This window comes from Sphingomonas sp. (assembly GCF_025362505.1).
Taxonomy (GTDB): Bacteria; Pseudomonadota; Alphaproteobacteria; order Sphingomonadales; family Sphingomonadaceae; genus Sphingomicrobium.
Genome location: NZ_JANYGG010000065.1, coordinates 62,692 through 86,069 on the forward strand (window position 1 = coordinate 62,692; position 23,378 = coordinate 86,069).

The window sequence follows — 23,378 nt, forward strand, 5'->3', positions numbered from 1 at the left end:
TAGGCAGTGTTTATGCTTATTCACGCCATCCCCATGCTCCTCCTCGCCCTTGACGCCAGCCCCCGTGCGGTAAAGCTCGCCGAGCTGGGTAGTGAGATTGTCGTCACCGCGCTGCACGAACGCCGCTCTAATGAGAGCGCAACCAAGACCGACACACCACTTCAGAATATCCCCCAGACAATCAGCGTCATCGACAGCCGCCAGATCGCCGATCAGGGCATGCGCTCGATCCAGGACGTCCTCCGCTACGTCCCCGGGGTTGCGCTGTCGGGCGGGGAAGGGCATCGCGACCAGATTGTCGTGCGCGGCAACGGGTCCACCGCCGACTTCTTCGTCGACGGCCTGCGCGACGACGTTCAATATTACCGCGGCCTCTACAATCTCGACCGGGTCGAGGTGCTCAAGGGTCCCAACGCAATGATCTTCGGCCGTGGTGGCGGTGGCGGGGTGGTCAACCGGGTGACCAAGCGGCCCGAACGCGCCCGCATCGCCCGCGGCACTGTTTCGCTCGACGAGCGCGGCGCCTGGTATGGCGAGGCGGACCTCAACTCCCCGTTCGGCGAACGGTTCAGCGCGCGGGCAAACGCCGTGTACGAAGAGTTCAACAATTTCCGCGATGCCTATGAAGGGTACCGGATCGGCCTCAACCCGACACTGGCCCTTACTCCGAACGCGGCAACGCGGATCGATGTTGGCTTCGAATATGCCGCCGACCGCCGAGTCGTCGATCGCGGCCTTCCATCCGACGGCGGGCGGCCGCTCACGGGCTTCGACCGAACCTTCTTCGGCGATACCGAGCTCAATCGTACACGCTTTACCGGGAAGGTCGGTACCGCTCGATTCGAGCATCGCTTCACCGACCGGCTCAAGCTCGTCTCAAAGGCGCTCTATGGCGACTATGACAAATTTTACCGAAACGTCTTGGCCGCGACGCCCGTCACGACCGTTGGCGGCGTCCGTCGCGTCGGGCTTGAAGCCTATCAATCCCCGACGACGCGCCGCAACCTGCTGCTGCAGACCGACCTCATCGCCGATGTGACGACCGGACCTGTCAGCCACACATTGCTCGTCGGGACCGATTTTGGCGACCAGCGTACCCACGCCGAGCGGACCCAAGGTTTCTTCGACTCCGGACCTTTCACTAGCGCCGACCAGCGCCGGTACATGACGCCCCTTGCCAGCGATATTTTCGTGCCGACGGTCACTTTTCGCGACGGCATCGGGCGGACCGATGCGCGCACCCGGGCGAAGGCTTTCGGCGTCTATGTCCAGGACCAGGCGAAGATCGGCGATCATCTCGAGATCGTCGCCGGCTTGCGCCGTGACCAGTTTGAGTTGGCGGTCAACGACCTTCGGAAAAACGCCTTTTTCCGCCGCACCGATCTTCTCTGGTCACCGCGGATCGGGCTTGTCCTGAAACCCACCGACCGGCTGTCCCTCTATGCCAGCTTCAGCCGCAGCTTCCTTCCCCAGTCGGGCGACCAGTTCAGCTCGCTCGACGTCACCACTGCCGCACTCAAGCCCGAGCGCTTCACCAATCGCGAAGCGGGAGTGAAGTGGGCTGCGCTGCCCGGCCTCGACGTCTCGCTCGCCGCCTATCGTCTCGACCGCACCGACACGCGCGCGACCGATCCCGCGACCAACCTCACCGTGCTCACCGGCGCCCAGCGCAGCCGAGGTGTCGAACTGACGGTGCAGGGCGAGGTCAGCCGCCGGCTAACGATCAGTGGCGGCGCCGCACTGCAGGAAGCCGAGATCACCCGCACCACGGTCGCCGCGCCCACCGGCCGCAAGGTGCCGCTGGTGCCGAAATTCCAGGCTTCGCTGTGGGGGCGCTATAATCTTACCGACCGCCTCGGCGCCGGGCTTGGCGTCTACCACCAGTCCAACAGCTTCGCCTCGATCAGCAACACGGTCGTCTTGCCGGCCTTCACGCGGGTCGATGCGGCGGCCTTCGCCAAGCTCGGCCACGGCGCCGAATTCCAGCTCAACGTCGAAAATCTGATCGACCGATCCTATGTCGGACTGGCCTTCAACGACAACAACCTCACCCCCGCCAACCCTCGCACCGTCCGTGCGACCCTGCGCTTCGGGATATAGCCGAGCGACTGCGCCGCCGGCGGGCACCTACGGCCAACTCCGCCACCCGCGCGCTGACTTGCGCGGTGAACCCGGCGCGTTAGACTTCGCCCGAAAATAGGGGAGAGTTTATGCGTCGTACAATGATCGCGCTGTTTGTCGGCACCAGCCTGACGCTCGCCGCGCCGGCTGTTGCGGGTCCAGCTGGAACGGCCAGCTTTCATCGGCTGATGGACGATTATTGGGTGGCCTATCTCAAGACTTCGCCGCTGTCCGCAAGCCAGGCGGGGGTGCAGAGCTATGACGCTCAGCTCGACCTCGTCGGGACAGCGCAAATGGATCGCCAAGCGGCGGCAGCGGCGGGATTCCTGGCGCGGCTGAACACCATTCCCGCCGCCGGGCTCGACCCCGCCGACCAGACCAATCGCGCGATCCTCAAGCGCCAGCTCGAAGGCGCGATCGAGGGCAATCGCTTTGGTCAGCGACAATTGCTCTATTCGACGCTCGGCAGCTACCACAACATGCTCGCTGGAATGGCCGAACAGCTGCCGTTCCGGGCCCGCGCAGATTATGACAATTATCTCAGCCGGCTCGCGCTCGTGCCCGATCGGATGCGGGCCTATAGCGACCTCAGCGTCGCCGCTGCGCGGCAGGGTTTCGTCCAACCGTGCGTGACGATGACCGGGTTCGAGACGAGCATCACCGGGGTCATTGCCGCCGATCCGGCGAAGTCGCGCTTCTACCTGCCGTTCGCCGGGGCGCGCCCCTCAGTCGTCGCGGATGCCGACTGGGAGGCGCTGCAAGAGCGGGCGCGCGGGCTGATCAGCTCCCGCATCAACCCGAGCTACCAGTCGTTCGACGACGCCTATGTTCGCGACATCAAGGGCAAGTGCCGGGCCTCGGTCGGCGCCTCCGCGCTGCCCAATGGCGCGGCTTACTACGCATACCAGGTGCGCCAGCAGACCACGACCGACCTCACCCCCGAAGCGATCCACCAACTCGGGCTTCGCGAAGTGGCGCGGATCCGAGCGGAAATGGTCGAAGTGGCGACCAAGGCGGGGTACCCGACCCGCGAGGCGATGATCGCCGAGATACGCTCGAACCCGAAGTATTTTGCTCGCACGCCAACCGAACTGATGGCCGCAGCCGCTCTCCAGGCCAAGACGATCGACGGCAAGATGCCGACCTTGTTCACCCGCCTGCCTCGCCTGCCGTACGGGGTGCGTGAAATCCCGGCCGAGACCGCCGCTGGCAACACCACCGCTTATTACCAGCCTGGCAGCCCCGACGCCGGGATCGCGGGGACTTACTACGTCAACACGTCGAAACTCGACCAGCGTCCGTTGTGGGAGCTGCCGGCCTTGACCGTCCACGAGGCGGTCCCTGGCCATCACATGCAGATTGCGCTCCAGCAGGAGCTCGAGATGCCGCCGTGGCGCAAATACACCGTCTTCTTCACCGCGTTCGTCGAGGGGTGGGGGCTATATTCGGAACGGCTCGGGATCGAGATGGGGATCTACGATACGCCCGAGAAAAACATGGGTCGGCTGAGCTACGAAATGTGGCGCGCGTGCCGGCTGGTGGTCGACACCGGACTGCATGCGAAAGGTTGGAGCAAGGGCCAGGCGGTTGCCTTCATGAAGGACAATAGCGCACTGACCGACGCCAACATCGACGCCGAGGTCAATCGCTACATCTCCAACCCGGGCCAGGCGCTGGCCTACAAGCTGGGCGAGCTCAAGATCCGTGAATTGCGCGCGCGGGCCGAGCAGCAGCTCGGGCCGAAGTTCGACCTGCGCCGCTTCCACGACGCGGTGCTTGGGCAAGGCGCGGTGCCGCTCGACGCCCTTGAAGCGCAGATCGACGCATGGATCGCTGCCGAGAAAGCCCGCGCGTAATTCTTATTTCGGCGGCGGCGTATCCGCGTTGACGTCGGAGGCGCGGGCGCTGGCGGCGTCGTGGATTTCCTGCAGCGCGCAGCCGGTGTAGCCGGCCGGGCCGACCGCCGAGCAGCTTTGCGGGCCGGTCAGGCCCTGGCGGCTGAACACGCGCGACTGGTTGACCCAGCTGTTGCGCTTCTGCGGCGCGCCACTAGAGCGCAGATTGGGCGGAATGCGGAAGCGCTCGCTCTCGGGTCGGCGCGAACAGACCACGATCTGGTCATCGGTCGAGCGCGGGCATGGATCGGTGCCGTAGACGAGGATCTCGGCGCTACGGCTCTGCGCCAGCGCAGGCAGCGGCTCCATCACGGTCGAGCCGACGAGCATTGCGGCGCCGATCGCGAAACTGGAGAACAGGGCTTTCATGCGGTCGTCCTTTCGAGGAGTCTATCGGCTTTCGAGGAGGTCAACGGTCGAGCCGCTGCCCCGGGTTCATTCAAATGCGTTTCGACAGGCTGATCGCCGCGCGGCATCCCGCGCGGATCACGGCCGAGAGCATCGGGTAGCCGGCGGCTTCGGCGGCGCCATGTTCGCGCGCGGTGTTGCGATGCTCGAGCTCATCGGCCTGGAAATCTAGGATGTCGGCGGCAAGCTCGGGATCGCTATCACCAAGTTCGACCAGCTGGTCGGCATAATGTTTGTCGATCTCGGTCTCGACCGCCTCGGTGCAGGCCATTGCCGCTTTCTCGGACATCAATGCGGTCGCCGCGCCAAGCGCAAAGCCGGCGATGTCCCAGATCGGATGGAGCAGGGTGGGGCGGACGCGGCGTTCGGCCATCAGCTCGTTGAAGCGCTTGAGGTGGCGCTCCTCCTGCGATGCCATTCGCGCGACGAGGTGCGAGGCGGGGGTGCCACGGCCGAGCACCGCGAGCTGCCCGGCGTAAATCCGGGTCGCACCATATTCGCCGGCCTGATTGACGCGCAGCATCGACGCGAAGTCGGGCTTGCGGTCTCCCGGAGTCCAGCGGCTCATGCGTGCCTCCCGCGCACGAGCAAGGCCCAGACAGCGATTGCCGAAGGCAGCGAGATGACCGCGTTCCAGGCTGCCAGCGAGAGGCCGAGGAAACGCCACTGGACCTGGTCGCACTGGATCAGCGGCACTTTCATAATCTCCTTGAAAACGTCAGCCGTGGTGCTGCCACTGCCCAAGGTCGAGCAGCTGGTGAAGCCCTTGAAGACGTGCGCCTCGACCCCGGCATGATAAACGCCGATCGCGCCGGAGATGGCGATGCCGAGCGCGGCGAGCGCCACAAGGCCGCGCGCTCGAGATGTCTCGGCCGGAAACAGGAACGCGGCGCCAGCCAGCGCGATCGCGGCGGCATGAGGATAACGCTGCCACCAGCACATTTCACATGGCCACAAATGACCGACATATTGCGAAAAGAGCGCGCCACCGAGCAGCGCGACCGGAACCGCCAGCGCCAGCAAACGGGCGACAGCGCCCGGCGACTGCGTGCCGATCCGCGCGTGCGGCGCAGGGAGGGCGGTGTCGCTCATCGGCCTAGCGGGTCGCCACTTTGGGCGCGGCGGGGGCTTTGGCGGCGAGCCGCTTCAGTGTCTTCAGGGCATAGTCGAGCTGGAAGTCCTTGACCCCCTGCGCCTTCAGCTGGTCGGCGGTTGCAGTGAACCGTGGATCGGGGTTTGCGTCGTCCTCGAGGATCGAATCATCGACCTTGGTCTGGCTCAAGAGGTGCTTGCGCAGGTCGGCCTCGCGCAGCCGCGGGCGCAGCTTGTAATCGGGATCGCTAAGCTGCGGCACGACGATATCGGGATCGATCCCGCCCGCCTGAACCGATCGGCCCGACGGCGTGTAGTAACGCGCGGTGGTCAGGCGCAGGACCGAGGCGGCGCTCATCGGCATGACCGTCTGGACACTGCCCTTGCCGAAGCTGCGCTCGCCGAGCACGAGCGCGCGGCGTTGATCCTGAAGCGCGCCGGCAACAATTTCCGCCGCCGAGGCAGTGCCCGCATCGACCAGCACGACGACAGGCAGGCCGTGGGCGAGGTCTCCGGGGTGGGCGTAGAAGCGCTCGATGTCGGTCTTCTCGCGGCCGCGCTCTGAAACAATCTCCCCGCGGTCGAGGAAGGCATCGCTGACCGACACCGCCTGGTCGAGTAGCCCGCCGGGATTGGAACGCAGGTCGACTACATAGCCGAGCGGACGGCCGCCAGTGGCCTTGTCAATCGACATCAGCGCGGATTCCGTCGCGGCGCCGGTCTGCGCCGAGAAGCTGTTGATATTGATGTAGCCGATGCCGTCCTTGACCTCCCACTTGACCGGCTTGAGCTCGATTTTCTCGCGGGTCAGCTGGACGTCGAACGGCTTGTCGCGGCCGGGGCGGACGATGGTCAGCTTGATCTTCGTGCCGGGCGCGCCGCGCATCTTCTCGACCGCCTCGTCGAGGGTCGAGCCGTAGAGCAGTTCGCCGTCGAGATGGGTGATGTAGTCGCCGGATTTGAGACCCGCGCGCCACGCTGGCGTATCCTGCGTCGGGGTGACGATCTTGACCGCGCCGTCCTCGGACGAAACGGTGATACCGAGCCCGCCGTAATTGCCGTCGGTGGTCGCCTTGGTCTGCTGGAAGTCGGCGCCCTCGGCATAGGCCGAGTGCGGATCGAGCGCGGCAAGCATGCCGTCGATCGCGCCCTTGATCAGGACATGGTCGTCGACCTTGTCGACATAGCTCGATCGGGCGCGCTGGAACACGCTCATGAACGTCTCGAGCTCTTTATAGGTGTCGGTGTCGGCCGCCGCGAGCTGACTGGTGGCGGTGGGGACGAAGGCCAGCGCGCCGACCAGCGCGAAGGGAGGAAGAAGCTTGGCGAAGCGCATCGAACACCTTTTTCGAGACCGGCGGGGGCGAGTCTAGCCGCCTTTGGCGCGGTTTGACAGTATTGCAGATGAAGCGGCGATGAAGGCCGGCGACAGATTGGTGCCCCGCTGGGACAGTTCGACCTCGACCGGGCCGACCGCACGACCGAGCGGGTCGCCGCGGCGGACGCGTGAGCCATTCGCAAGCGCGGTCCCGGCGTTGACGATGAGGCTGAGCCAGCCGCCACCATGGTCGATGATGATCACGCCGTCGGAGCGGCGATAGGGGCCGGCGAAGACGATTGTGCCGTCGGCGGGGACGGTCAGTGGGACGCCATTCGGGTTGGCGAAGGTCAGGCCGCGCGAGCGGATGCCGTTCGCGTCGACCGAGCCGAGCCCCGCGGCAAGCGGCGCGTCGAGCGGTAGCTGGTAGGCAAAGGGCGGCGCGCCGAGCTTGCTCTCGTCGGGCGTGGGACGCGGGGGTAGGGCATCGAGCTGGGCGAGTTTGCGCGCGTTGGCGAGGCCGGCGCGGCGACGGGCTACCACGTCGCCGAGTGCGGTCAGCGTTTCGCCGCCCGCAAGGCTGACGTCGCCAGCGCCAATCGCCTGGCCGGCGAATCGGGTCTTGCGGGACAGTGCCTGTTCCTCGAGCGAGGCGAAGCGGACGCGCTGCCGGTCGAGGTCGGTGCGCTCACGGGCGAGGGAGTCGCGTGCGGCGAGGGCGGAGGTCTCGGCGCGATGACCGGCTTCGATCTCGGTGGACAGTGCGGCGGTGCGCGCGCGGATCACGGGCATCGTGGCATCGAGCAGCGCGCGGACGCGGATGAATTCCTCGGTCGAGCCATCGGCCAGTGCAAGCAACGGCGGGCGACGGCCCATCGTAACGAGCCCGGCGAGCAGGCCGGCGATCGGTGCCTGGCGTTCGGCGAGCCGCCGGTGCTGGGCGGCGGCGGCGGCGCGGGCGATGACGAGCTCGGCCTCGGCGGCGGCGATGCGGGCTTCGGCGCCCTCGATCGAGGCGGCGGCGGCGCGTTGTTCGCCGGCAAAGCGCTGAGCCTCGTCGCCGGCGCGCGAAGCTTCGGCGGTGAGGCGCTGCTCTTCGGCGCTGGCGCGGGCAACGTCGGCACGGGCGGCGGCGAGCGTCTGGTCGGGCGATGCGACGGGAGGCTCGTTACCGACCAGAGTTGGAGCTCCGAGCAGCGGCGCGGCGAGCAGCACGGCAAAGGTGAGGGACCAGCGCATCGGCCTATCCATCGCGATGATAGGGGTGGTTCGCAAGGATCGCCGTTGCGCGGAACAATTGCTCGGCCAGCATCGCACGGGCCAGCAGGTGAGGCCAGGTCGCCGGTCCGAAGGAGAGGAGCAGGTCTGCGCCCGCCCGGCCCTTTTCGCCATGGCCGTCGGCGGCGCCAATGAGGAAGCGCGCCTCGCGCTTGCCGCCGTCGCGCCACGCTTCCAGTTTCATCGCCAAGGCCATCGACGACAGCGCCTCACCGCGCTCGTCGAGGGCGATCGTCACGCTGTTCGGGGGTGGCGGCGGGACGGTACCGCCGCGGTCAGGAAGCTCGCTGACCCTGGTCGACCAGGCGATTCGCTTGAGGTAGCGCTCAACCAGCTCGGCCTCGCTCGACCGCCCTATCTTGCCGCGGGCGATGATGTGCAGCAGCATGGGCCTGCCTAGGCGGCGCCGATCTTGGCGTCCTTTTCGTCTCCGAACGCCCACATCCGCTCGAGATTGTAGAAGCTGCGAACTTCGGGGCGGAACAGGTGGATTATCACGTCGTCGGCGTCGATCAGCACCCAGTCGGCGATAGGCAGCCCCTCGATCCGGGCGATCTTGCCGAATTCTTGCTTGATCTTGTCGGCGAGCTTGGTCGCCATCGACGCCACCTGGCGCGAGGAGCGGCCGGACGCGATCACCATGTGATCGGCGATCGACGACTTGCCGGCGAGCGGGATCGAGATGGTCTCGACCGCCTGGTCGTCGTCGAGGCTTTTCAGGATAAGCGCGTGGAGCGCGGCGACGTCGGCGGGGCCTGCAGGGCGACGGCCGGGAACGCGGACACCGCCAGTGGCGGGATTAGGGTCGGTCAATTCAGCTCCTGTGATGGCGCGCGGGCGAGGGGCGCCGCGAATCGGCGATGCCAGTCGAGATCAAGCGCGCGAAGGCGGGTTGCGGAGGTCGGGTCGGGGGGCAGGCGAAGCAGGCTAATCGCCGGTGCGCTCCAATTCGTCCACCTCCGTGCCGTGGCGGCGGGGTGGACGAACCACCGCAGCCAGCCCATCGCGCGAGCCGCGCGGGCGTCGTCTCCATAGCCCGGACGCGACATCACCGCAATCGGGATGGTGCGGGCAAGCCGGCGCCAATCCTTCCACTGGTGGAATAAGGGCAAAGTATCGGTGCCCATCAGCCAGATGAAGCGGTCGGTCGGATAGCGGCGGACGATCGCGGTTACCGTATCGACCGTGAAGCGGGTGCCGAGGCGGCTCTCGATGCTGCTGACCCTGATTCGCGTGCCTCGCGCCATTTCGCGGGCCGAGGCGAGGCGCGCGGAATAGGGCGCCATGCCTTGGGCCGGTTTGAGCGGATTACCGGGCGAGACCAGCCACCACAGCTCGTCGAGCCCCAGCGCCTCCATCGCCGACAGGCTCATCCGCCGATGCCCGCGATGTGCCGGGTTGAAGCTGCCGCCAAGGAGACCGATGCGCCGCATGTGGGAAGGGCTTTAGCAGCTTCCCGCTGTCAGCCTAGCGGCGGTGGCGCATGCGGAGCGGGAACAGGGCGAGGTCGAGTTGCCCGGCCCGAAGCGCGCATCCCGCCTCCGGTTATCGCGTGACGCGCTGCATCACTCCCACTCGATCGTGCCGGGGGGCTTGCTGGTGTAGTCGTAAACGACGCGGTTGATGCCGGGGACTTCGTTGACGATGCGCGTCGCGACCCTAGTCAGGAAGGACGCGTCGAACGGGTAGACGTCGGCGGTCATGCCGTCGACGCTGGTCACGGCGCGAAGTCCGCAGACGCTGTCATAGGTGCGTGCGTCGCCCATTACGCCGACCGTGCGTACGGGCAACAGTACGGCGAACGCCTGCCAGATCGCGTCGTACAGCCCGGCGTTGCGGATTTCCTCGAGGTAGATAAGGTCGGCCTTGCGCAGAATGTCGCACTTTTCCTTGGTCACCTCGCCGGGGATGCGGATGGCGAGGCCGGGGCCGGGGAAGGGGTGGCGGGCGACGAAAGCCTCGGGCAGGCCCAATTCGCGGCCGAGCACGCGGACCTCGTCCTTGAAAAGCTCGCGCAGTGGCTCGACGAGTTTCATCTTCATATGCTCGGGCAGGCCGCCGACATTGTGATGGCTCTTGATCGTCACCGACGGCCCGCCGGTGAAGCTGACGCTTTCGATCACGTCGGGGTAGAGCGTGCCCTGCGCGAGGAAGTCGGCGCCGCCGACCGTTGCAGCTTCGGCGTCGAATACCTCGATGAAGGTCTTGCCGATGAACTTGCGCTTGGCCTCAGGGTCGGTGATGCCGGCGAGGCCCGAGAGGAATTGTTGCTCGGCGTCGACGTGGACCAGCGGGATGTTGAACGAGTTGCGGAACAGCGAGACGACCTGCTCGGCCTCGCCCGAGCGCATCAGGCCGTGGTCGACGAACACGCAGGTCAGCTGATCGCCAATCGCTTCGTGGATGAGGACGGCGGCGACCGCGCTGTCGACCCCGCCCGACAGCCCGCAAATGACCCGGCCGGTGCCGACCTGGGCGCGGATCTCGGCAATCTTGGCGTCGCGGAAGGCGCCCATCGTCCAGTCGCCCGAACAACCGCAGATGTGGCGCGCGAAGTTGGCGAGCAGCTTGCCGCCGTCGGGTGTGTGGACGACCTCGGGATGGAACATCATCGAATAGAAGCGCCGCGCCTCGTCGGTCGCGATGGCATAGGGCGCGCCTTCCGAGCGGGCGACGATCGAGAAGCCGTCGGGGAGTTGTTCGACACGGTCGCCGTGGCTCATCCACACCTGATGCTTCTCGCCGACATGCCACAGGCCATCGAACAGCGCGGACGGCGCGACGACGTCGATGTAGGCGCGACCGAATTCCTTGTTGTCCGAGGTGGCGACGAGACCTCCGAGCTGGTGCGCCATGGTCTGCTGGCCGTAGCAGATGGCGAGGATGGGGAGGCCGGTGCCGAAGAAATGCTGGGGTGCGCGGGGACTGTCTTCCCACGTCACCGATGATGGACCGCCGGAGAGGATAATGCCCTTGGGCTGGAGCCGGTCGAACGCCTCGGCGGCTGAGTTAAACGGGGCGATTTCGCAATAGACGCCGGCCTCGCGGACACGGCGGGCGATGAGCTGGGTGACCTGGCTGCCGAAGTCGACAATGAGAATCGTGTCGGCAAAAACTTCGGGGTGGGCGGTCACTCAGGCATCCTTTGGGGGCAAAAAATATGCGCCGGAGCCCTAGGGCCCCGGCGCATCGCTGTCCACCGAAGTGGGGTCGTTACCAGCCGCGATAACCGTAGTCGCGGCGCAGTTGCTCGATGTTGAGATCGATCACCCGGCCCGAATAATCGACCTTGCAGGTGAAGCTGAGGTTCGGTGAGCCATACCCGCCGCTATTGTAGCCGCCACCGTAGCCGCCATTATAGCCGCCGTAGCCGCCGTAGCCGCCGTAACCGCCGTAACCGCCGTTGTTGCCGCCGTAGCCGCCACCGTAACTGTTGCTCGAGATCAGGCCATGAACGCGAAGCGCGCCTCTATTGCGCGGTTCGATGCTGGTGATCCCGCTGACGCGGCCGCCGGTGCCATAACCGCTATTGCCATAGGTTCCGCCGTAAGCGCCGCCGTACCCGCCGTAGTTACCATAACCACCGCCATTGCCGTTGAGCCGCGCTTCAACCGCGCCAGCGCACTGCTGGACCGCCACATTTGCCTGAATCGTGCGGCCGCCGTAGCCATAGCTCTGGCCGTAGCCTGAGTTGCCATACTGGTAACCGCCATATTGAGTCGCCGAGATGACGCCGTTGATGACTTGGCCGATTGCACCTCCGACGTTGTTGCCGTAGCTATTGCCGTAACCATAGCTGGGATAATATTGCGCCGCGGCCGGGCTTGCAGCCCCGACTACTATCGCGAGGCCGGCCGCACCGGCCAGCAGTTTCTTATATGCAGACATGGGGCGTCTCCTTGTTTCAAATTTCCCGAATTCGCTCGGGTACATCAACGTCTGTGCTGCAATTCGGCTGCATCATTGCTGAAGCGACTGTTGTCCGTTGTTCAGGATCTGCTGGATCATCGGTTGCGATCCGCTGGCTCGTGGCAAGCGGCGGCGGCCCAGTAACGTTCGACCGTCGTCAATGAGTCACCGCGGCGCGACAGGCGCCTGTCGAAGCCTGCGCGCAAATTTGCGACTGACGCGCGAACTGCTAGGAAATCGGGAATGACGGTGGGAGACCAATATTTCTCCGCGCAGGCGGTGATCGCCGAGACGATGGCCTCGACCAGCTCGGAGCGGCAGGGGCGGGCAATCGACCATGACCAAGCGGCGTCGATGGAAAAGAAGAAGCAAGAGGGCTATTTCTGATGAACAGCCTTTTGCCTGACGCGCTCGATCCGCTCTCTGCCCAGCCGTTCGAGGGCTCGGGTCGGAGCTCGCTGCTGCGTTTCATCACCTGCGGGTCGGTCGATGACGGCAAGTCGACCCTGATCGGGCGGCTGCTTTACGACACGCGCCAGATCCTCGACGACCAGATGAGCACGCTCGAGGCGGACTCGGCGCGCAGCGGCACGCAAGGAGCGGCGATCGACTTCGCACTGCTCGTCGACGGCCTCGCCGCCGAGCGCGAACAGGGGATCACGATCGACGTCGCCTACCGCTTCTTCGCCACCCCGACGCGCAAGTTCATCGTCGCCGACACGCCGGGCCATGAGCAATATACTCGCAACATGGTCACCGGGGCGTCGTCGGCGGACGCCGCGGTGATCCTGATCGACGCGCGCAAGGGCGTGCTGACGCAGACGCGGCGGCACAGCTTTATCGCCCATTCGCTCGGCATTCGTCATCTCATCCTCGCGGTGAACAAGATGGACCTGGTCGGTTGCTCGGCCGAGCGGTTTCACGAGATCGTCGGGGAATTTCGCCTTGCTGCCGGGTCGATGGGGATAACCGAATTCAGCGCCATTCCGCTGTCGGGCCTGACCGGCGAGAATGTCGTCGATCGCGGTACGGCAATGGATTGGTACAAGGGACCGACGCTGATCGAGGGGCTCGAAGCCGTCGACCTCGATACCGACATAGCGCTGCGCCGGCCGTTCCGACTGCCGGTGCAATGGGTCAATCGCCCCGACCAGAATTTCCGCGGTTTCGCGGGGCTGGTCTCGTCGGGCTCGATCGTGCCGGGCGACGCAGTGCGGGTCCTTCCGTCGGGTCGGACCTCGACCGTCGCGCGGATCGTGACGTTCGGAGGCGATCAGGCGTCGGCCATTGCGGGCCAGTCGGTGACGCTGACCCTGTCGGATGAGGTCGATTGCTCGCGCGGCGACGTCATTGTCGTTGCCGGCGATCCGACGCAGGTCGCCGACCGGTTCGAGGCGAGCTTCGTCTGGCTGAGCGAGGAGCCGCTGGTTCCGGGACGCGGCTATGCGCTCAAGTTAGCCAGCCAGACCGTCGGCGCGACCGTCCAGGCGCCGAAATACGAGATCAACGTCAACACGATGGAGCATCTCGCCGCCAAGACGTTCGAGCTGAACGCGATCGGCGTTGCCGAGATCGCCACCGACCGCCAGATCGTGTTCGCGCCCTATGCCGAGGACAAGGCGCTCGGCGGGTTCATCCTGATCGACCGGGTGACCAACGCCACGGTCGCGGCGGGGATGATCCATTTCGCGCTGCGCCGGGCGTCGAACATCCATTGGCAGGCGCTCACCGTCGACCGCGACAAGCGCGCCAAGCTCAAGAACCAGCGGCCGGCGGTCGTCTGGCTGACCGGGCTGTCAGGGGCGGGCAAGTCGACCATCGCCAACCTCGTCGAGATGAAGCTCAACCGGATGAACCGCCACAGCTTCCTGCTCGACGGCGACAATGTCCGCCACGGGCTCAACAAGGACCTCGGCTTCACCGAGGCCGACCGGATCGAAAATATCCGCCGCGTTGGCGAGGTCGCGCGGTTGATGAGCGATGCCGGGCTGATCGTCATCACCGCCTTCATCTCGCCGTTCCGCGCAGAGCGGGAGATGGTGCGGCAAATGATGGAGCCGGGCGAATTCCTCGAGATCTTCGTCGACACGCCGCTGGCCGAGGCCGAGAAGCGCGACGTAAAGGGCCTTTATGCGAAGGCGCGGGCTGGCGAGCTCAAGAACTTCACCGGGATCGACAGCCCGTATGAAGCTCCAACCACGGCCGAGCTCCGGATCGACACGACGAGGTTGACCGCCGAGCAGGCCGCCGACGCGATCGTCGAGGCGCTGCTCGATTTGTCAACTTAACCGCGCCAGTTCGCCGGGAACTGGCGGCGCAGGGCTTCAACCTTCGGGCGGTCGTTGATGACGATGTACGGGTAGCTCGGGTTGCGGGCCATGAAGTTCTGGTGCTCGCGCTCGGCCGGGTAAAAGCCCTTGAAGGGTTCGATCGTGGTGACGATCGGGCGGTTGAACACACGGGCGGACGATAGCTGTGCGATGTAAGCGCGGGCGACCTTGGCCTGCGCCGGGGTCGTCGGAAACAGCGCCGAGCGGTATTGCGTGCCGCTGTCGGGCCCCTGACGGTCCTTCAGCGTCGGGTCGGCGACGACCGAGAAATAGATTTGCAGGATTTCGCCGTAGCTGACCTTGGTCGGGTCGAACACGACGCGGACGGATTCGGCGTGGCCGGTGGTGCCGCTCGAGGTTGCCTCGTAGCGCGCGGTGGAGGCCGAGCCGCCGCTGTAGCCCGAGCTGACGTCGATCACGCCCTTCACGTGGCGATAAACCCCCTCGACCCCCCAGAAGCACCCACCGGCGAGCACCGCGACTTCGCGATTGGCGGTGGCGGGGACATCGATCGTCGGGCGCGGGGCGGTGACGAGGGCCGACGAAGAACCGGCAGCGGCGACGCCGAGCAGCGCACCGAGCACGGCGAGGGGGATGAAAATCGGCCTGGTCATATGGTCTCTCCGCGAACGTTGACGCGCTGATGAGCGCGGCTTGCTGAACGGAGGAGGAACGAGTGAAGCGCGCGGGCAGATGCCGAGCCAAGTAGACACGCTAGACAGTGTAGCGCGTTTTTCGCGGCCTCTTGCAGCGCCGTCCTCCGCGCTGAACGAAGCCCCCCCCCGCCCGCGAGAGCGGAAGGGGGAACAAGGACCTTAGAACTTGTAGCCGGCGCGCAGTCCGATCGTGCGCGGGGTGCCAGGCACGATGAGTGTCCGGGTGCAGATGCTGCACGCGGTGCTGCGATTGAGGTCGTTGCGCTTGTCGAACAGGTTCGCGACGTAGAGCTCGACGTTGAAGGAGCGCCAGTCGAGACCGGTCGCGGCGTCGACGAGGGTGTAGGCGCGCTGCCTGCCGAGGAAGGTGGCGGGGTTCGTCCTGACCGCCGGATCATAGGTCCGCAGCGCCGTGCTCGCCGAGCTCTGATGGGCCACGCCGACCTGGACGTGCGCCTTGGTTGCGCCCGCTAAATTCCAGCTGTAGCGAGCGGTCGCCGATCCCTTGAACCGCGGCGTGATTGGCAGGCGGGTGCCCGACGGCGCAACGATCGTGTCGCCGGTACAGTTCGCATCGGCGTCGAAGCCTTGGCAGATGTTGCCCTTGGTCTTGGCGTCGGTGTACGCCGCCGCCGCGTTGAGCGTGAGGCCCCCGCGGGAATAGCTGATATCGCTCTCGATGCCGTTGATCGTTGCGTCGCGGCCATTCTGGATGACCGTCAGCGAGTTGAGGCCAAGGAAGCTGAACTGGAATTTTTTCCAGATCTGGTGATAGACGGCGGTGTTCCAGTGGACCGCGCCGCCCATTGCGGTAATCTTCACGCCCAACTCGTAGTTGGTCAGATAGTCGGGCTGATAGGGATCGCCGACCCGGCGGTTGATCCCGCCCGGTCGGAAGCCGCGCGACCAGGTCGCGTAGAGCAGGGTGTTGGGGTCAGCTCTGAAGGTCATGTTGAGGCGGTGAGTAAAGCCATTGCCCTTGGCGCGCTTGGGTACCGCCCGGCCGTCTACGAAATCGGCGACGTTACTGCACGGTGTTCCTGCAAGGCTGCCGGTGGCGAACGTCGTATCGGTCCCGTTGAGCTGCGAATTGCGCAGCGTGTCGCCACTTGTCGTCAGACACGCCGCGACACCCGTACGGGAACTACCTGCCGCATTCGGCGGGGGGTTGTCATCCGCGCCCTGGAAATAGGCCGGATTGCGCCCGAACCCAGCGAACCCGAATAGCGTGTTGTCGTATTTGAAGAGCCGGCCGCCGGCGGTGATGGTGAACTGGGGCGCGAGGTCGAAGCTTGCCTCGCCGAACAGCGCATAATCCTTGTCGACGCGCTTCTGCTTGGTCAGCCACAGCGTGCCGGGACGGCCGTTTACGGACAGCAGCGGCCCGAGATTGTCGATGATATAGTCCTGGAAGATGTTGTTCGACTGGCGCTGATAAAAAGCGCCGGCGATGACGCGGAACGGCTGGTCTTGTGGGCTCGCGATGCGGAACTCCTGGCTCATCTTCTTGAAATGGTCAGTTCCGGTAATGTGCTGGCGCGGATCGATCGTGTTGCCGGCAGCGTCCTGGTAATAGAAGTAGTTGGCGAGGCCGCCATAGGACGAATAGGCTCGGTCGTAGGCATCGGAATAATCGGTATAATCCGACGTCGTATATGTCTTGCGATCAAGATATGCACCGGCATACGTAATGTCAAAATTGCCGATTTTGCCCTCGACGGTCAGCGCCGCCTGGGTAAATTTGTCCTTGCGCACTTCCGGGAAGAAGCGGTCGACTTTAAGGTCACCGAGCGCGGGATCGTAACTGAAGTTCCCGTTGCTCTTGAGGTTCTGGTGCAGCACCGTCGGCGTTACGGTCCAGTTGTCGTCGAGGTCGATCTTCAGTGCAGCGCGACCGCCGTAAGTCGTCGTGTCGTTGAAGTTTTTCTTCACAAGGTTGTTGTTGTTGACGCTGATCCCGTCGAGATTGCAGCCAATGATATTGCCGTCGCCATCGCGGATCGCCGTCCCGCAGTAGGTCCGGCTGCCGGGGACGTTGTCGATATAGCCCGCATCATGCTGGACATAGCCCACTGCGCGGAACGCGATCCGGTCGGCGATGGGGAGATTGATCATCCCCTCGAGCTTGCCACCCTGGCCGCCGTGGGCGACGGTGTTGATCTCGCCGTCGACGCGGCCTTCGGTGGTGTGCAGCTTGGGCTTGTTGGTGATGATGCGGATCGTGCCCGCCTGGCTCGACGCGCCGTAAAGTGTCCCCTGCGGACCGGCGAGACTCTCGATCCGCGCAATGTCGTAGATATGGATGTCGAGCGTGCCGCCGATCGTCGTGACTGGCTGCTCGTCGAGATAGGTGCCGACCGACGGGAGCGAGCCCGAATGATTGCCGTCGCCGCCGGTGGCAACGCCGCGCATGTAGACGACGGTGACGCCGGGCTGCAAGGTCTGGAAGCTGACCGAGGGGAGCTGCTTGGTATATTGCTCGAAATTCGAGATGTTGAGCTGGTCGAGCCGCTTGGTGCCGATTGCCTGGATCGACAGTGGAACCTTGGAGAGATTCTCTTCGCGTTTTTGCGCGGTGACGATGATCTCGTTCGATTCGGGCGCGGTGTCGCCGGTCGCGACCTGAGCCTTGGGCGGGGTCGGCGTGTCGATGGCGCCCGTTTGGGCAAGGGCAGGCGTGGCAAGCGCCGTCGAGGCCAGCAGGAGCGCGCACCTACGCAAGGTCGAATTGATCATGATTTCCCCTCACTTTATGGCGGGAACGCTGCGCGCTCGGGACGTTGTACGTCAACCACGCAAGTCACGCGCACGACAGTTTTGTTACGATTGTGTCCCAAAAGTCGCGGGTGCGGCGGGATAGGAGGCGGTGACCGGGCCGAGCGCGTCGACCAAATCGCCGATCCACGGTTCGTAATGGCGCCATTCGTCGAGCGCGTCGCGATAGATTGGCTGGCGGACCTGCTCGCTTGACGGAGTGCGGACGGCCCGCTCGGTTTCGTAGAAGCTGAGGCAGGCGGGGTCGAAGGGCAAGTTGCAGGCGGCAAGGAGCGCGCGGACCTGAGCCTCGGTATCGTCGACAAGCTGTTCGTAGAAGATGCGGTGGACGCGGCCCGGGGCGACGGTGTCGATGTGGGCCATCAACCGGACATAGTCGCGATAATAATGGCCGAGGTCGGCGAGGTCGTAGGTGAACGCCTGACCGCGCGCGAAATGCTGGCGGTAATTGGCGACGCAGCAACCGATCGGGTGGCGGCGAATGTCGATGATCGTCGCGTTGGGCAGCGTCGCGAGAATGAAGGGGACGAACTGCCAGTTGTTGGGCAGCTTGTCGATGAATCGCGGGCGTTCGGTCTGGCGCTGGATCGCGGCGCGGCGGAGGTAATCGGCGCCGAGGCCTGTCCGTTGTTCGCGCGTAAGGGTCGTGAGTACGCCGGGATATTGGCCGGCGCTGCGGGCGAGGGCGGGGAGATCGGGAAGTTCGCCGGTGCCTTCGACTTGTGGATGGCTCGAGAGGATCTGTTCAACGAGGGTCGATCCGGCGCGCGGCATGCCGAGGACGAAGATCGGATCGCCGGCGGTCTCGCCGCCGCGGCCGGGCGCGAACAGGTCGGGCGTGGCGACGGCGATGCTGCGATCGACCAGCGTGGTGACTTCGGCAGCGTGATAGGGCTGGCTTTCGAGGCGGAGGCTGTTGCCAGCACGGTAATGGGCGAAGGCGGCGGCATGGTCCTTCGCGTCGTGCATTGCCTTGCCGAGCGAGAAGTCGAGGTGGACGCGGTCTTCGGGGCCGAGCGCGGGATCGGCCAGCACGGATCGCATGGTTGCGATGTCGGTTTCGGTGAAGCGGAAGGTCTTGAGGTTGGCGAGGCTCCACCACGCTTCGCCGAGGCTCGGCTGGAAGTCGAGCGCGGCGCGGTAGGCGGGGATCGCTTCGTCGAGCTTGCCGATCGTCTTGAGCATGGTGCCGAGGCTGAGCAGCAGGCGCGGCTGGCGCGGCGCGCGGGCGAGGACGGCGCGGTAGGTCGCGATCGCCTCGTCGAAGCGGCCGAGGCGGCCGAGGATCGCGGCCTTGAGGTTGAGGTGGCCGATCTCGTCGGGTTCCTCGGCGAGGATGGTGTCGAGCAGCTCCAGCGCGTCGGCGTGGCGCCCGGTGCGGTTGAGGACGAGCGCGAGGTTGGCGCGCGCCGCGGTGAAGGCGGGCTCGAGCTCGATTGCGCGGCGGAGGAGGGACTCGGCGTCGCCCAGCCGGCCGATGCGACCGGCGAGCTCGGCCATCATGCGGATCGCAGCAACGTCGAACGGGTCGTCCTTGAGGAGCGCGCGTAGCAACCGCTCGGCGACGTCAAGGCGATTATCGACCAGAGCGGCGCCGGCGTCGAGCAGGCGTTGCGGATTGGTTGAGGTGGCGAGGCGGGTTTGCACGTCCGACGGTTTGGCCGTGCGCGCGGCGCTAGGCAAGCCGGCGCGACTCGGAAATTTCGCATGCGAGTCGCGCTGCAAGACGGCCTCCAAAGCGTGGTAAACATGCGGAAAGTCCCAATTTGAGACCAGCGGAGACAAGTTTTTTGAGGGGTTTTGCCCGCTGTTGCGAGTCCGAAATGCGCACACGAGGGCGGTAACCAGCCCTCGTTAAACTTTCGCTAACCTCGATTATAAAAATGTCACAATCGGGTTCTACTGCGAAGTTGGTGTAAAGTTCATGCAGAATGATAAGTGCAAACTAGTCGCTCTACTTAGTTATCGTGACCAGACGAGCTCAATAGCCAGACAATTCGGAAGCGAGATTAGAAGATCGGCAAAACGTTAACTGAAAAATACTTCAATACCGCTTCGACGATTATCCGTGGCAGACTTGTCGGATAGCGGGCGGACTTGCCAAGTCGACCTTTCTGGTGGTTTAATTCTGATTGAAGCCCGGAGCTCCTCCACTTCGTTAACGATATCGGTCAACTGGCTGAGGCGAAGCTCCGCGTGACACTCGACCCGGTCAGGGGACCGTGGCGGCAGAAGGGTTGATCATGCGAAACGAAGACACTCCGCTAGGCGGCGCGCAGGGACATTCGGTTCATCAGCATCTGGGACAGGAGCTCGCTGCGGCGGGCATGACCAGCCGGCACGCTCATGTTCCCACCGCGCAGGGGATCGCAACGGCGCCCGCGCCGTTCGTGGTCCAGGCCAACGCGCAGCGCGTGATGCCGGGCATTGATGGCGTCGTGACACTGCCCGCCGGGGTCGAGCTCAACGACGTCCATGCGGTCGGTCGCGATCTTGTCGTCAACCTGCCCGACGGCACTCAGATGATCATCGTCGACGGCGCGGTGTTTGTGCCCGAGCTCGTCATCGGCAACGTCGAGGTGCCCGCCACCAACCTCGCCGCGCTGCTGATCGACGCCGAGCCCAAGCCCGCCGCCGGGCTGTCGCAATCGTCGGGCGGCAATTTCGCCGTGCCGGTCGGCCCGCTCGATCCGGGTGCGCCACTTGGCGACCTGCTGCCGCCGACCGATTTCGGATACACTCCGCCCGTGTTCAAGGAAATCGCGCCGTTTATCAACAACAAGCCGTCGGTCGTGATCGACACGCCCGACCAGCCGGCCGGCGCGGCGAACGCCACGGCGACCGTCGACGAAGGCGCATTGCCGATCGGCAGCCATCCCGACTCGACCGCCGAGACCACCACGGGAACGATCGTCGTCACCAGCCTCGACAATCCGACGTCGGTGTCGATCAACGGCGTCGACGTGACCGGCATTGGCCAGGTTATCCCCGGCGCTTATGGCGACCTCACCATCACCAACATCGTCAATGGTGTCATTAGCTACAGCTATACACTGGGCGGGCCGACCACCGGCGACACGACCCACGACCTGTTTACCGTCGTCGTAACCGATCGCGACGGCGACACCGCCAATGCCACGCTCGACGTCACGATTGTCGACGACATGCCGACGGCGCGGGCTGACACGGACTCCATCGCGGCCGGTGCCTATGGCCCGGAAACCGGCAATGTCATCACTGGTGACGGCACGACCAGCGGCGCATCGGGCGCCGACACCAAGGGCGCCGACGGGGCCGCCGTCTCGGCGATCAGCGCCGGCAGTGCGAGCGATTCAAGCTTCGACGGAGCCGGCAATCTCGTCGTCCACGGCCAATATGGCACGCTGACGATGGCGGCCGACGGCAGCTACAGCTATGTCCGCGATCCGGGCACGAGTGGCGGGGTGAGCGACGTGTTCAACTACACGCTCACCGACGGTGACGGCGATACGTCGAGCGCGACCCTGACGATCAGCATCGCCGATCAGACGCCGACGATCCTGATCAACCCCGACAGCGAAGGCGGAGGGACGACCGTTTACGAGAGCGGCCTGCCTGGGCGCACCGGTGAATCCGCCGGCTCCGATGCTGCCGCGAATAGCGAGACAACGGCGGGCTCGATCACCTTTACTCCGGGCGATTCGCCTGCGGTGGTCGCAATCAACGGCACGCCGATCACGACGGTCGGCCAGACCATCGCCAATGCGACTGGCGTGCTGACCATCACCAGCATATCGGGAAGCGCGATCGGGTATAGCTACACGCTGCTCGACAACACCTCGGGCGATAATACGTCGCAGACCTTCACGGTCACCGTGACCGACCATGACGGCGACGTTGCCACCGGCAACCTTGTCATCAACATCGTCGACGACGTGCCGACGGCGGTAAACGACAGCGTCACGCAGGCAACCGAAAATGCGCCGGTGACGATTGCCGTCACCGCGAATGACACGTTTGGCGCGGACAGCGTCGACCTCGCGACCAAGGTCGCAGTGGTCAACGGATCGCTGACAGGTACCGGCAGCCTTGTCTACAACCACGACGGCAGCTTCACCTATACGCCTGGTGCGGGTGAAGAGGGTGATGTGACCTTCCGCTATACGATCACCGATGGCGACGGCGACGTGTCGACCGCGACCGCGACAATCCATCTCCAGCCGGATTCGATTCCAACGATCATCATCGCCGAGGGGTCGGACACGACCGTCGACGAGGCCGCGCTGAATCCGAACGGTTCGAACGCGGTATCGACCGGCGAGACCGCGACTGGTTCGCTGTCGATCACTACCGGTAACGACACGATCGGAACGCTGTTCGTTGGCGGCGTCAACGTCACCAATGGCGGCGTGGTGCATGGCACCTATGGCGACCTGACGATCACCGGAACGCCGGCGACCGGTTATACCTACAGCTACACGCTGCTGGTCGCGAGCGACGGTGACACCAACCAGGAGAATTTCGGGATCATCGTCACCGACAGCGATGGTGATCCGGCGTCGACCAACCTCGTTATCCACATCGTCGACGACATGCCGACGGCCGTCGCCGACAGCGCGACGCAGTCGCCCGAAAATGCCTCGGTCCATGTCGACGTGTTCGCCAACGACACGGCCGGCGCTGACGGCGTCAACCTGACCACAGGCGTCGCCGTCGTCGGCGGTTCGCTCACTGGGACCGGCAGCCTTGTCTACAACCACGACGGCAGCTTTACCTACACGCCAAGCGCCGGCGAGGAGGGTGACGTCACCTTCCAGTACACGATCACCGATCATGACGGCGATCCGTCGACCGCGACGGTGACGATCCACCTACTGCCGGACTCGATTCCGACGGTGATCATTGCCCAGGGGTCCGACACCAGCGTCGACGAAGCAGCCTTGTCGTTCGGTTCCAACTCGATTTCGACGGCCGAAACCGCCGCCGGCAGCTTCAACATCACCACCGGCGGCGACACGCTTGCCAGCCTGGTCGTCGGCGGCGTCAACGTCACCGGCGCAACGACCGGGTCGCCGATCGTGGTACATGGTGCCTTTGGCGATCTTACCGTGACGTCGGACGGCGCGGGACATTACGCCTACAGCTACACGTTGCTGGTCAACACCAGCGGCGACACGACGCATGACGATTTCCACGTCGTGGCAACTGACAGCGATGGTGATCCGGCGTCGACCGACCTCGTCATTTCGATCGTCGACGACGTGCCGACGGCGGTGCTCGACACCGGGTCGGTGGCTGAAGGTGGGACGCTGACCGTCGCGGCGGGGGCCGGCGTGCTTCATAACGACATTGCCGGCGCGGATGGCTTCGCCGCCGGCGGCGGCGTGGTCGGGGTTGCTGCGGGCAGCAGCACGGCGAGCCCGGTCAGCGGCGGGGTCGGCACGACCATCGCCGGCAGCTACGGCACGCTGACGCTCAATGCCGACGGCAGCTACAGCTATCACTCGACCCCTAACCTGGTGGTTCCGGCGGGAGCCAACGACAGCTTCGTCTACACCATCCAGGATGGCGACGGCGACAAGTCGACGACGACGCTGGTGATCCATCTGAGCGACAG

General features: G+C 65.1%; 17 protein-coding genes and 1 pseudogene. 5 read left to right on the forward strand and 13 right to left on the reverse strand.

Annotation, left to right across the window (positions count from 1 at the left end; all coding sequences use genetic code 11):
• The first annotated feature begins 12 nt into the window (after window positions 1-12).
• Entirely contained in the window at window positions 13-2,100 is a 2,088-nt protein-coding gene (locus tag Q0R27_RS06090; RefSeq protein ID WP_293942285.1) for a TonB-dependent siderophore receptor, read from the forward strand.
• A 110-nt stretch (window positions 2,101-2,210) separates the two neighbouring features.
• On the forward strand, window positions 2,211-3,977 hold the full coding sequence (locus tag Q0R27_RS06095) for a DUF885 domain-containing protein (protein WP_293942287.1): 1,767 nt from the start codon (window positions 2,211-2,213) through the stop codon (window positions 3,975-3,977).
• Window positions 3,978-3,980: 3 nt separating this feature from the next.
• On the opposite strand, the gene Q0R27_RS06100 is transcribed toward Q0R27_RS06095, so the two are convergent.
• From Q0R27_RS06100 to Q0R27_RS06145, 10 genes are all read right to left on the reverse strand, one after another.
• Window positions 3,981-4,385, reverse strand: a complete 405-nt coding sequence (locus Q0R27_RS06100) for a hypothetical protein (RefSeq protein WP_293942289.1) — start codon at window positions 4,383-4,385, stop codon at window positions 3,981-3,983.
• 70 nt (window positions 4,386-4,455) lie between these two features.
• The gene (locus tag Q0R27_RS06105) at window positions 4,456-4,992 is read right to left on the reverse strand and encodes a demethoxyubiquinone hydroxylase family protein (RefSeq protein WP_293942321.1); all 537 of its coding nucleotides are present in this window, start codon (window positions 4,990-4,992) and stop codon (window positions 4,456-4,458) included.
• Window positions 4,989-5,516 carry a disulfide bond formation protein B gene (locus Q0R27_RS06110; RefSeq protein WP_293942324.1) on the reverse strand — a complete coding sequence of 176 codons (528 nt, stop codon included), beginning with the start codon at window positions 5,514-5,516 and terminating at the stop codon, window positions 4,989-4,991. Before Q0R27_RS06110 ends, Q0R27_RS06105 begins: the two co-directional genes overlap by 4 nt.
• A gap of 4 nt (window positions 5,517-5,520) precedes the next feature.
• Window positions 5,521-6,852 (reverse strand): S41 family peptidase, encoded by a 1,332-nt coding sequence (locus Q0R27_RS06115; protein ID WP_293942328.1) that lies wholly within the window; start codon window positions 6,850-6,852, stop codon window positions 5,521-5,523.
• Between the two features lie 33 nt (window positions 6,853-6,885).
• Entirely contained in the window at window positions 6,886-8,073 is a 1,188-nt protein-coding gene (locus tag Q0R27_RS06120) for a peptidoglycan DD-metalloendopeptidase family protein (protein ID WP_293942331.1), read from the reverse strand.
• A 4-nt stretch (window positions 8,074-8,077) separates the two neighbouring features.
• Window positions 8,078-8,500 carry a 23S rRNA (pseudouridine(1915)-N(3))-methyltransferase RlmH gene (locus Q0R27_RS06125; RefSeq protein ID WP_293942333.1) on the reverse strand — a complete coding sequence of 141 codons (423 nt, stop codon included), beginning with the start codon at window positions 8,498-8,500 and terminating at the stop codon, window positions 8,078-8,080.
• 8 nt (window positions 8,501-8,508) lie between these two features.
• Window positions 8,509-8,835 (reverse strand): ribosome silencing factor, encoded by a 327-nt coding sequence (gene rsfS, locus Q0R27_RS06130; RefSeq protein WP_293942368.1) that lies wholly within the window; start codon window positions 8,833-8,835, stop codon window positions 8,509-8,511.
• Window positions 8,836-8,921: 86 nt separating this feature from the next.
• Window positions 8,922-9,545 (reverse strand): nicotinate-nucleotide adenylyltransferase, encoded by a 624-nt coding sequence (locus Q0R27_RS06135; RefSeq protein WP_293942335.1) that lies wholly within the window; start codon window positions 9,543-9,545, stop codon window positions 8,922-8,924.
• Window positions 9,546-9,677: 132 nt separating this feature from the next.
• A complete protein-coding gene (guaA, locus tag Q0R27_RS06140) occupies window positions 9,678-11,246 on the reverse strand; it encodes a glutamine-hydrolyzing GMP synthase (protein ID WP_293942338.1) in 1,569 nt (522 codons plus the stop codon).
• A gap of 79 nt (window positions 11,247-11,325) precedes the next feature.
• On the reverse strand, window positions 11,326-12,000 hold the full coding sequence (locus Q0R27_RS06145; protein WP_293942340.1) for a hypothetical protein: 675 nt from the start codon (window positions 11,998-12,000) through the stop codon (window positions 11,326-11,328).
• Between the two features lie 300 nt (window positions 12,001-12,300).
• Here Q0R27_RS06145 and Q0R27_RS06150 point away from each other — a divergent pair.
• Window positions 12,301-12,408: pseudogene (locus Q0R27_RS06150) on the forward strand (sulfate adenylyltransferase small subunit); the annotation flags it as partial.
• Window positions 12,408-14,309 carry a sulfate adenylyltransferase subunit CysN gene (gene cysN, locus Q0R27_RS06155; protein WP_293942343.1) on the forward strand — a complete coding sequence of 634 codons (1,902 nt, stop codon included), beginning with the start codon at window positions 12,408-12,410 and terminating at the stop codon, window positions 14,307-14,309. The pseudogene Q0R27_RS06150 and the gene cysN, both read left to right, overlap by 1 nt.
• Here the strand turns inward: cysN and msrA are convergent.
• The 3 genes from msrA to Q0R27_RS06170 all read right to left on the reverse strand — a co-directional run bounded on the left by msrA (window position 14,306) and on the right by Q0R27_RS06170 (window position 19,429).
• The gene (gene msrA, locus Q0R27_RS06160) at window positions 14,306-14,965 is read right to left on the reverse strand and encodes a peptide-methionine (S)-S-oxide reductase MsrA (RefSeq protein ID WP_293942346.1); all 660 of its coding nucleotides are present in this window, start codon (window positions 14,963-14,965) and stop codon (window positions 14,306-14,308) included. The two genes, cysN and msrA, sit on opposite strands and share 4 nt — an antisense overlap.
• Window positions 14,966-15,166: 201 nt before the next feature.
• Window positions 15,167-17,743 carry a TonB-dependent receptor gene (locus Q0R27_RS06165; protein WP_293942349.1) on the reverse strand — a complete coding sequence of 859 codons (2,577 nt, stop codon included), beginning with the start codon at window positions 17,741-17,743 and terminating at the stop codon, window positions 15,167-15,169.
• Between the two features lie 84 nt (window positions 17,744-17,827).
• Window positions 17,828-19,429 carry a tetratricopeptide repeat-containing sulfotransferase family protein gene (locus Q0R27_RS06170; protein ID WP_293942352.1) on the reverse strand — a complete coding sequence of 534 codons (1,602 nt, stop codon included), beginning with the start codon at window positions 19,427-19,429 and terminating at the stop codon, window positions 17,828-17,830.
• Window positions 19,430-20,025: 596 nt separating this feature from the next.
• On the opposite strand from Q0R27_RS06170, the gene Q0R27_RS06175 reads away from it, so the two are divergent.
• Window positions 20,026-23,378: tandem-95 repeat protein (locus tag Q0R27_RS06175; protein ID WP_293942355.1), on the forward strand; the 3,353-nt coding region annotated here is incomplete at its 3' end.

What these genes read in the sequence shown, in the direction of transcription:
- Q0R27_RS06125 (WP_293942333.1), bottom strand. Translation starts at nt 8,500, where the DNA reads ATGCTGCTGCACATCATCGCCCGCGGCAAGATAGGGCGGTCGAGCGAG.
- Q0R27_RS06100 (WP_293942289.1), bottom strand. Translation starts at nt 4,385, where the DNA reads ATGAAAGCCCTGTTCTCCAGTTTCGCGATCGGCGCCGCAATGCTCGTC.
- Q0R27_RS06145 (WP_293942340.1), bottom strand. Translation starts at nt 12,000, where the DNA reads ATGTCTGCATATAAGAAACTGCTGGCCGGTGCGGCCGGCCTCGCGATA.
- Q0R27_RS06115 (WP_293942328.1), bottom strand. Translation starts at nt 6,852, where the DNA reads ATGCGCTTCGCCAAGCTTCTTCCTCCCTTCGCGCTGGTCGGCGCGCTG.
- Q0R27_RS06135 (WP_293942335.1), bottom strand. Translation starts at nt 9,545, where the DNA reads ATGCGGCGCATCGGTCTCCTTGGCGGCAGCTTCAACCCGGCACATCGC.
- Q0R27_RS06120 (WP_293942331.1), bottom strand. Translation starts at nt 8,073, where the DNA reads ATGCGCTGGTCCCTCACCTTTGCCGTGCTGCTCGCCGCGCCGCTGCTC.
- Q0R27_RS06090 (WP_293942285.1), top strand. Translation starts at nt 13, where the DNA reads ATGCTTATTCACGCCATCCCCATGCTCCTCCTCGCCCTTGACGCCAGC.
- cysN (WP_293942343.1), top strand. Translation starts at nt 12,408, where the DNA reads ATGAACAGCCTTTTGCCTGACGCGCTCGATCCGCTCTCTGCCCAGCCG.
- msrA (WP_293942346.1), bottom strand. Translation starts at nt 14,965, where the DNA reads ATGACCAGGCCGATTTTCATCCCCCTCGCCGTGCTCGGTGCGCTGCTC.
- Q0R27_RS06095 (WP_293942287.1), top strand. Translation starts at nt 2,211, where the DNA reads ATGCGTCGTACAATGATCGCGCTGTTTGTCGGCACCAGCCTGACGCTC.
- Q0R27_RS06105 (WP_293942321.1), bottom strand. Translation starts at nt 4,992, where the DNA reads ATGAGCCGCTGGACTCCGGGAGACCGCAAGCCCGACTTCGCGTCGATG.
- Q0R27_RS06110 (WP_293942324.1), bottom strand. Translation starts at nt 5,516, where the DNA reads ATGAGCGACACCGCCCTCCCTGCGCCGCACGCGCGGATCGGCACGCAG.
- Q0R27_RS06165 (WP_293942349.1), bottom strand. Translation starts at nt 17,743, where the DNA reads ATGATCAATTCGACCTTGCGTAGGTGCGCGCTCCTGCTGGCCTCGACG.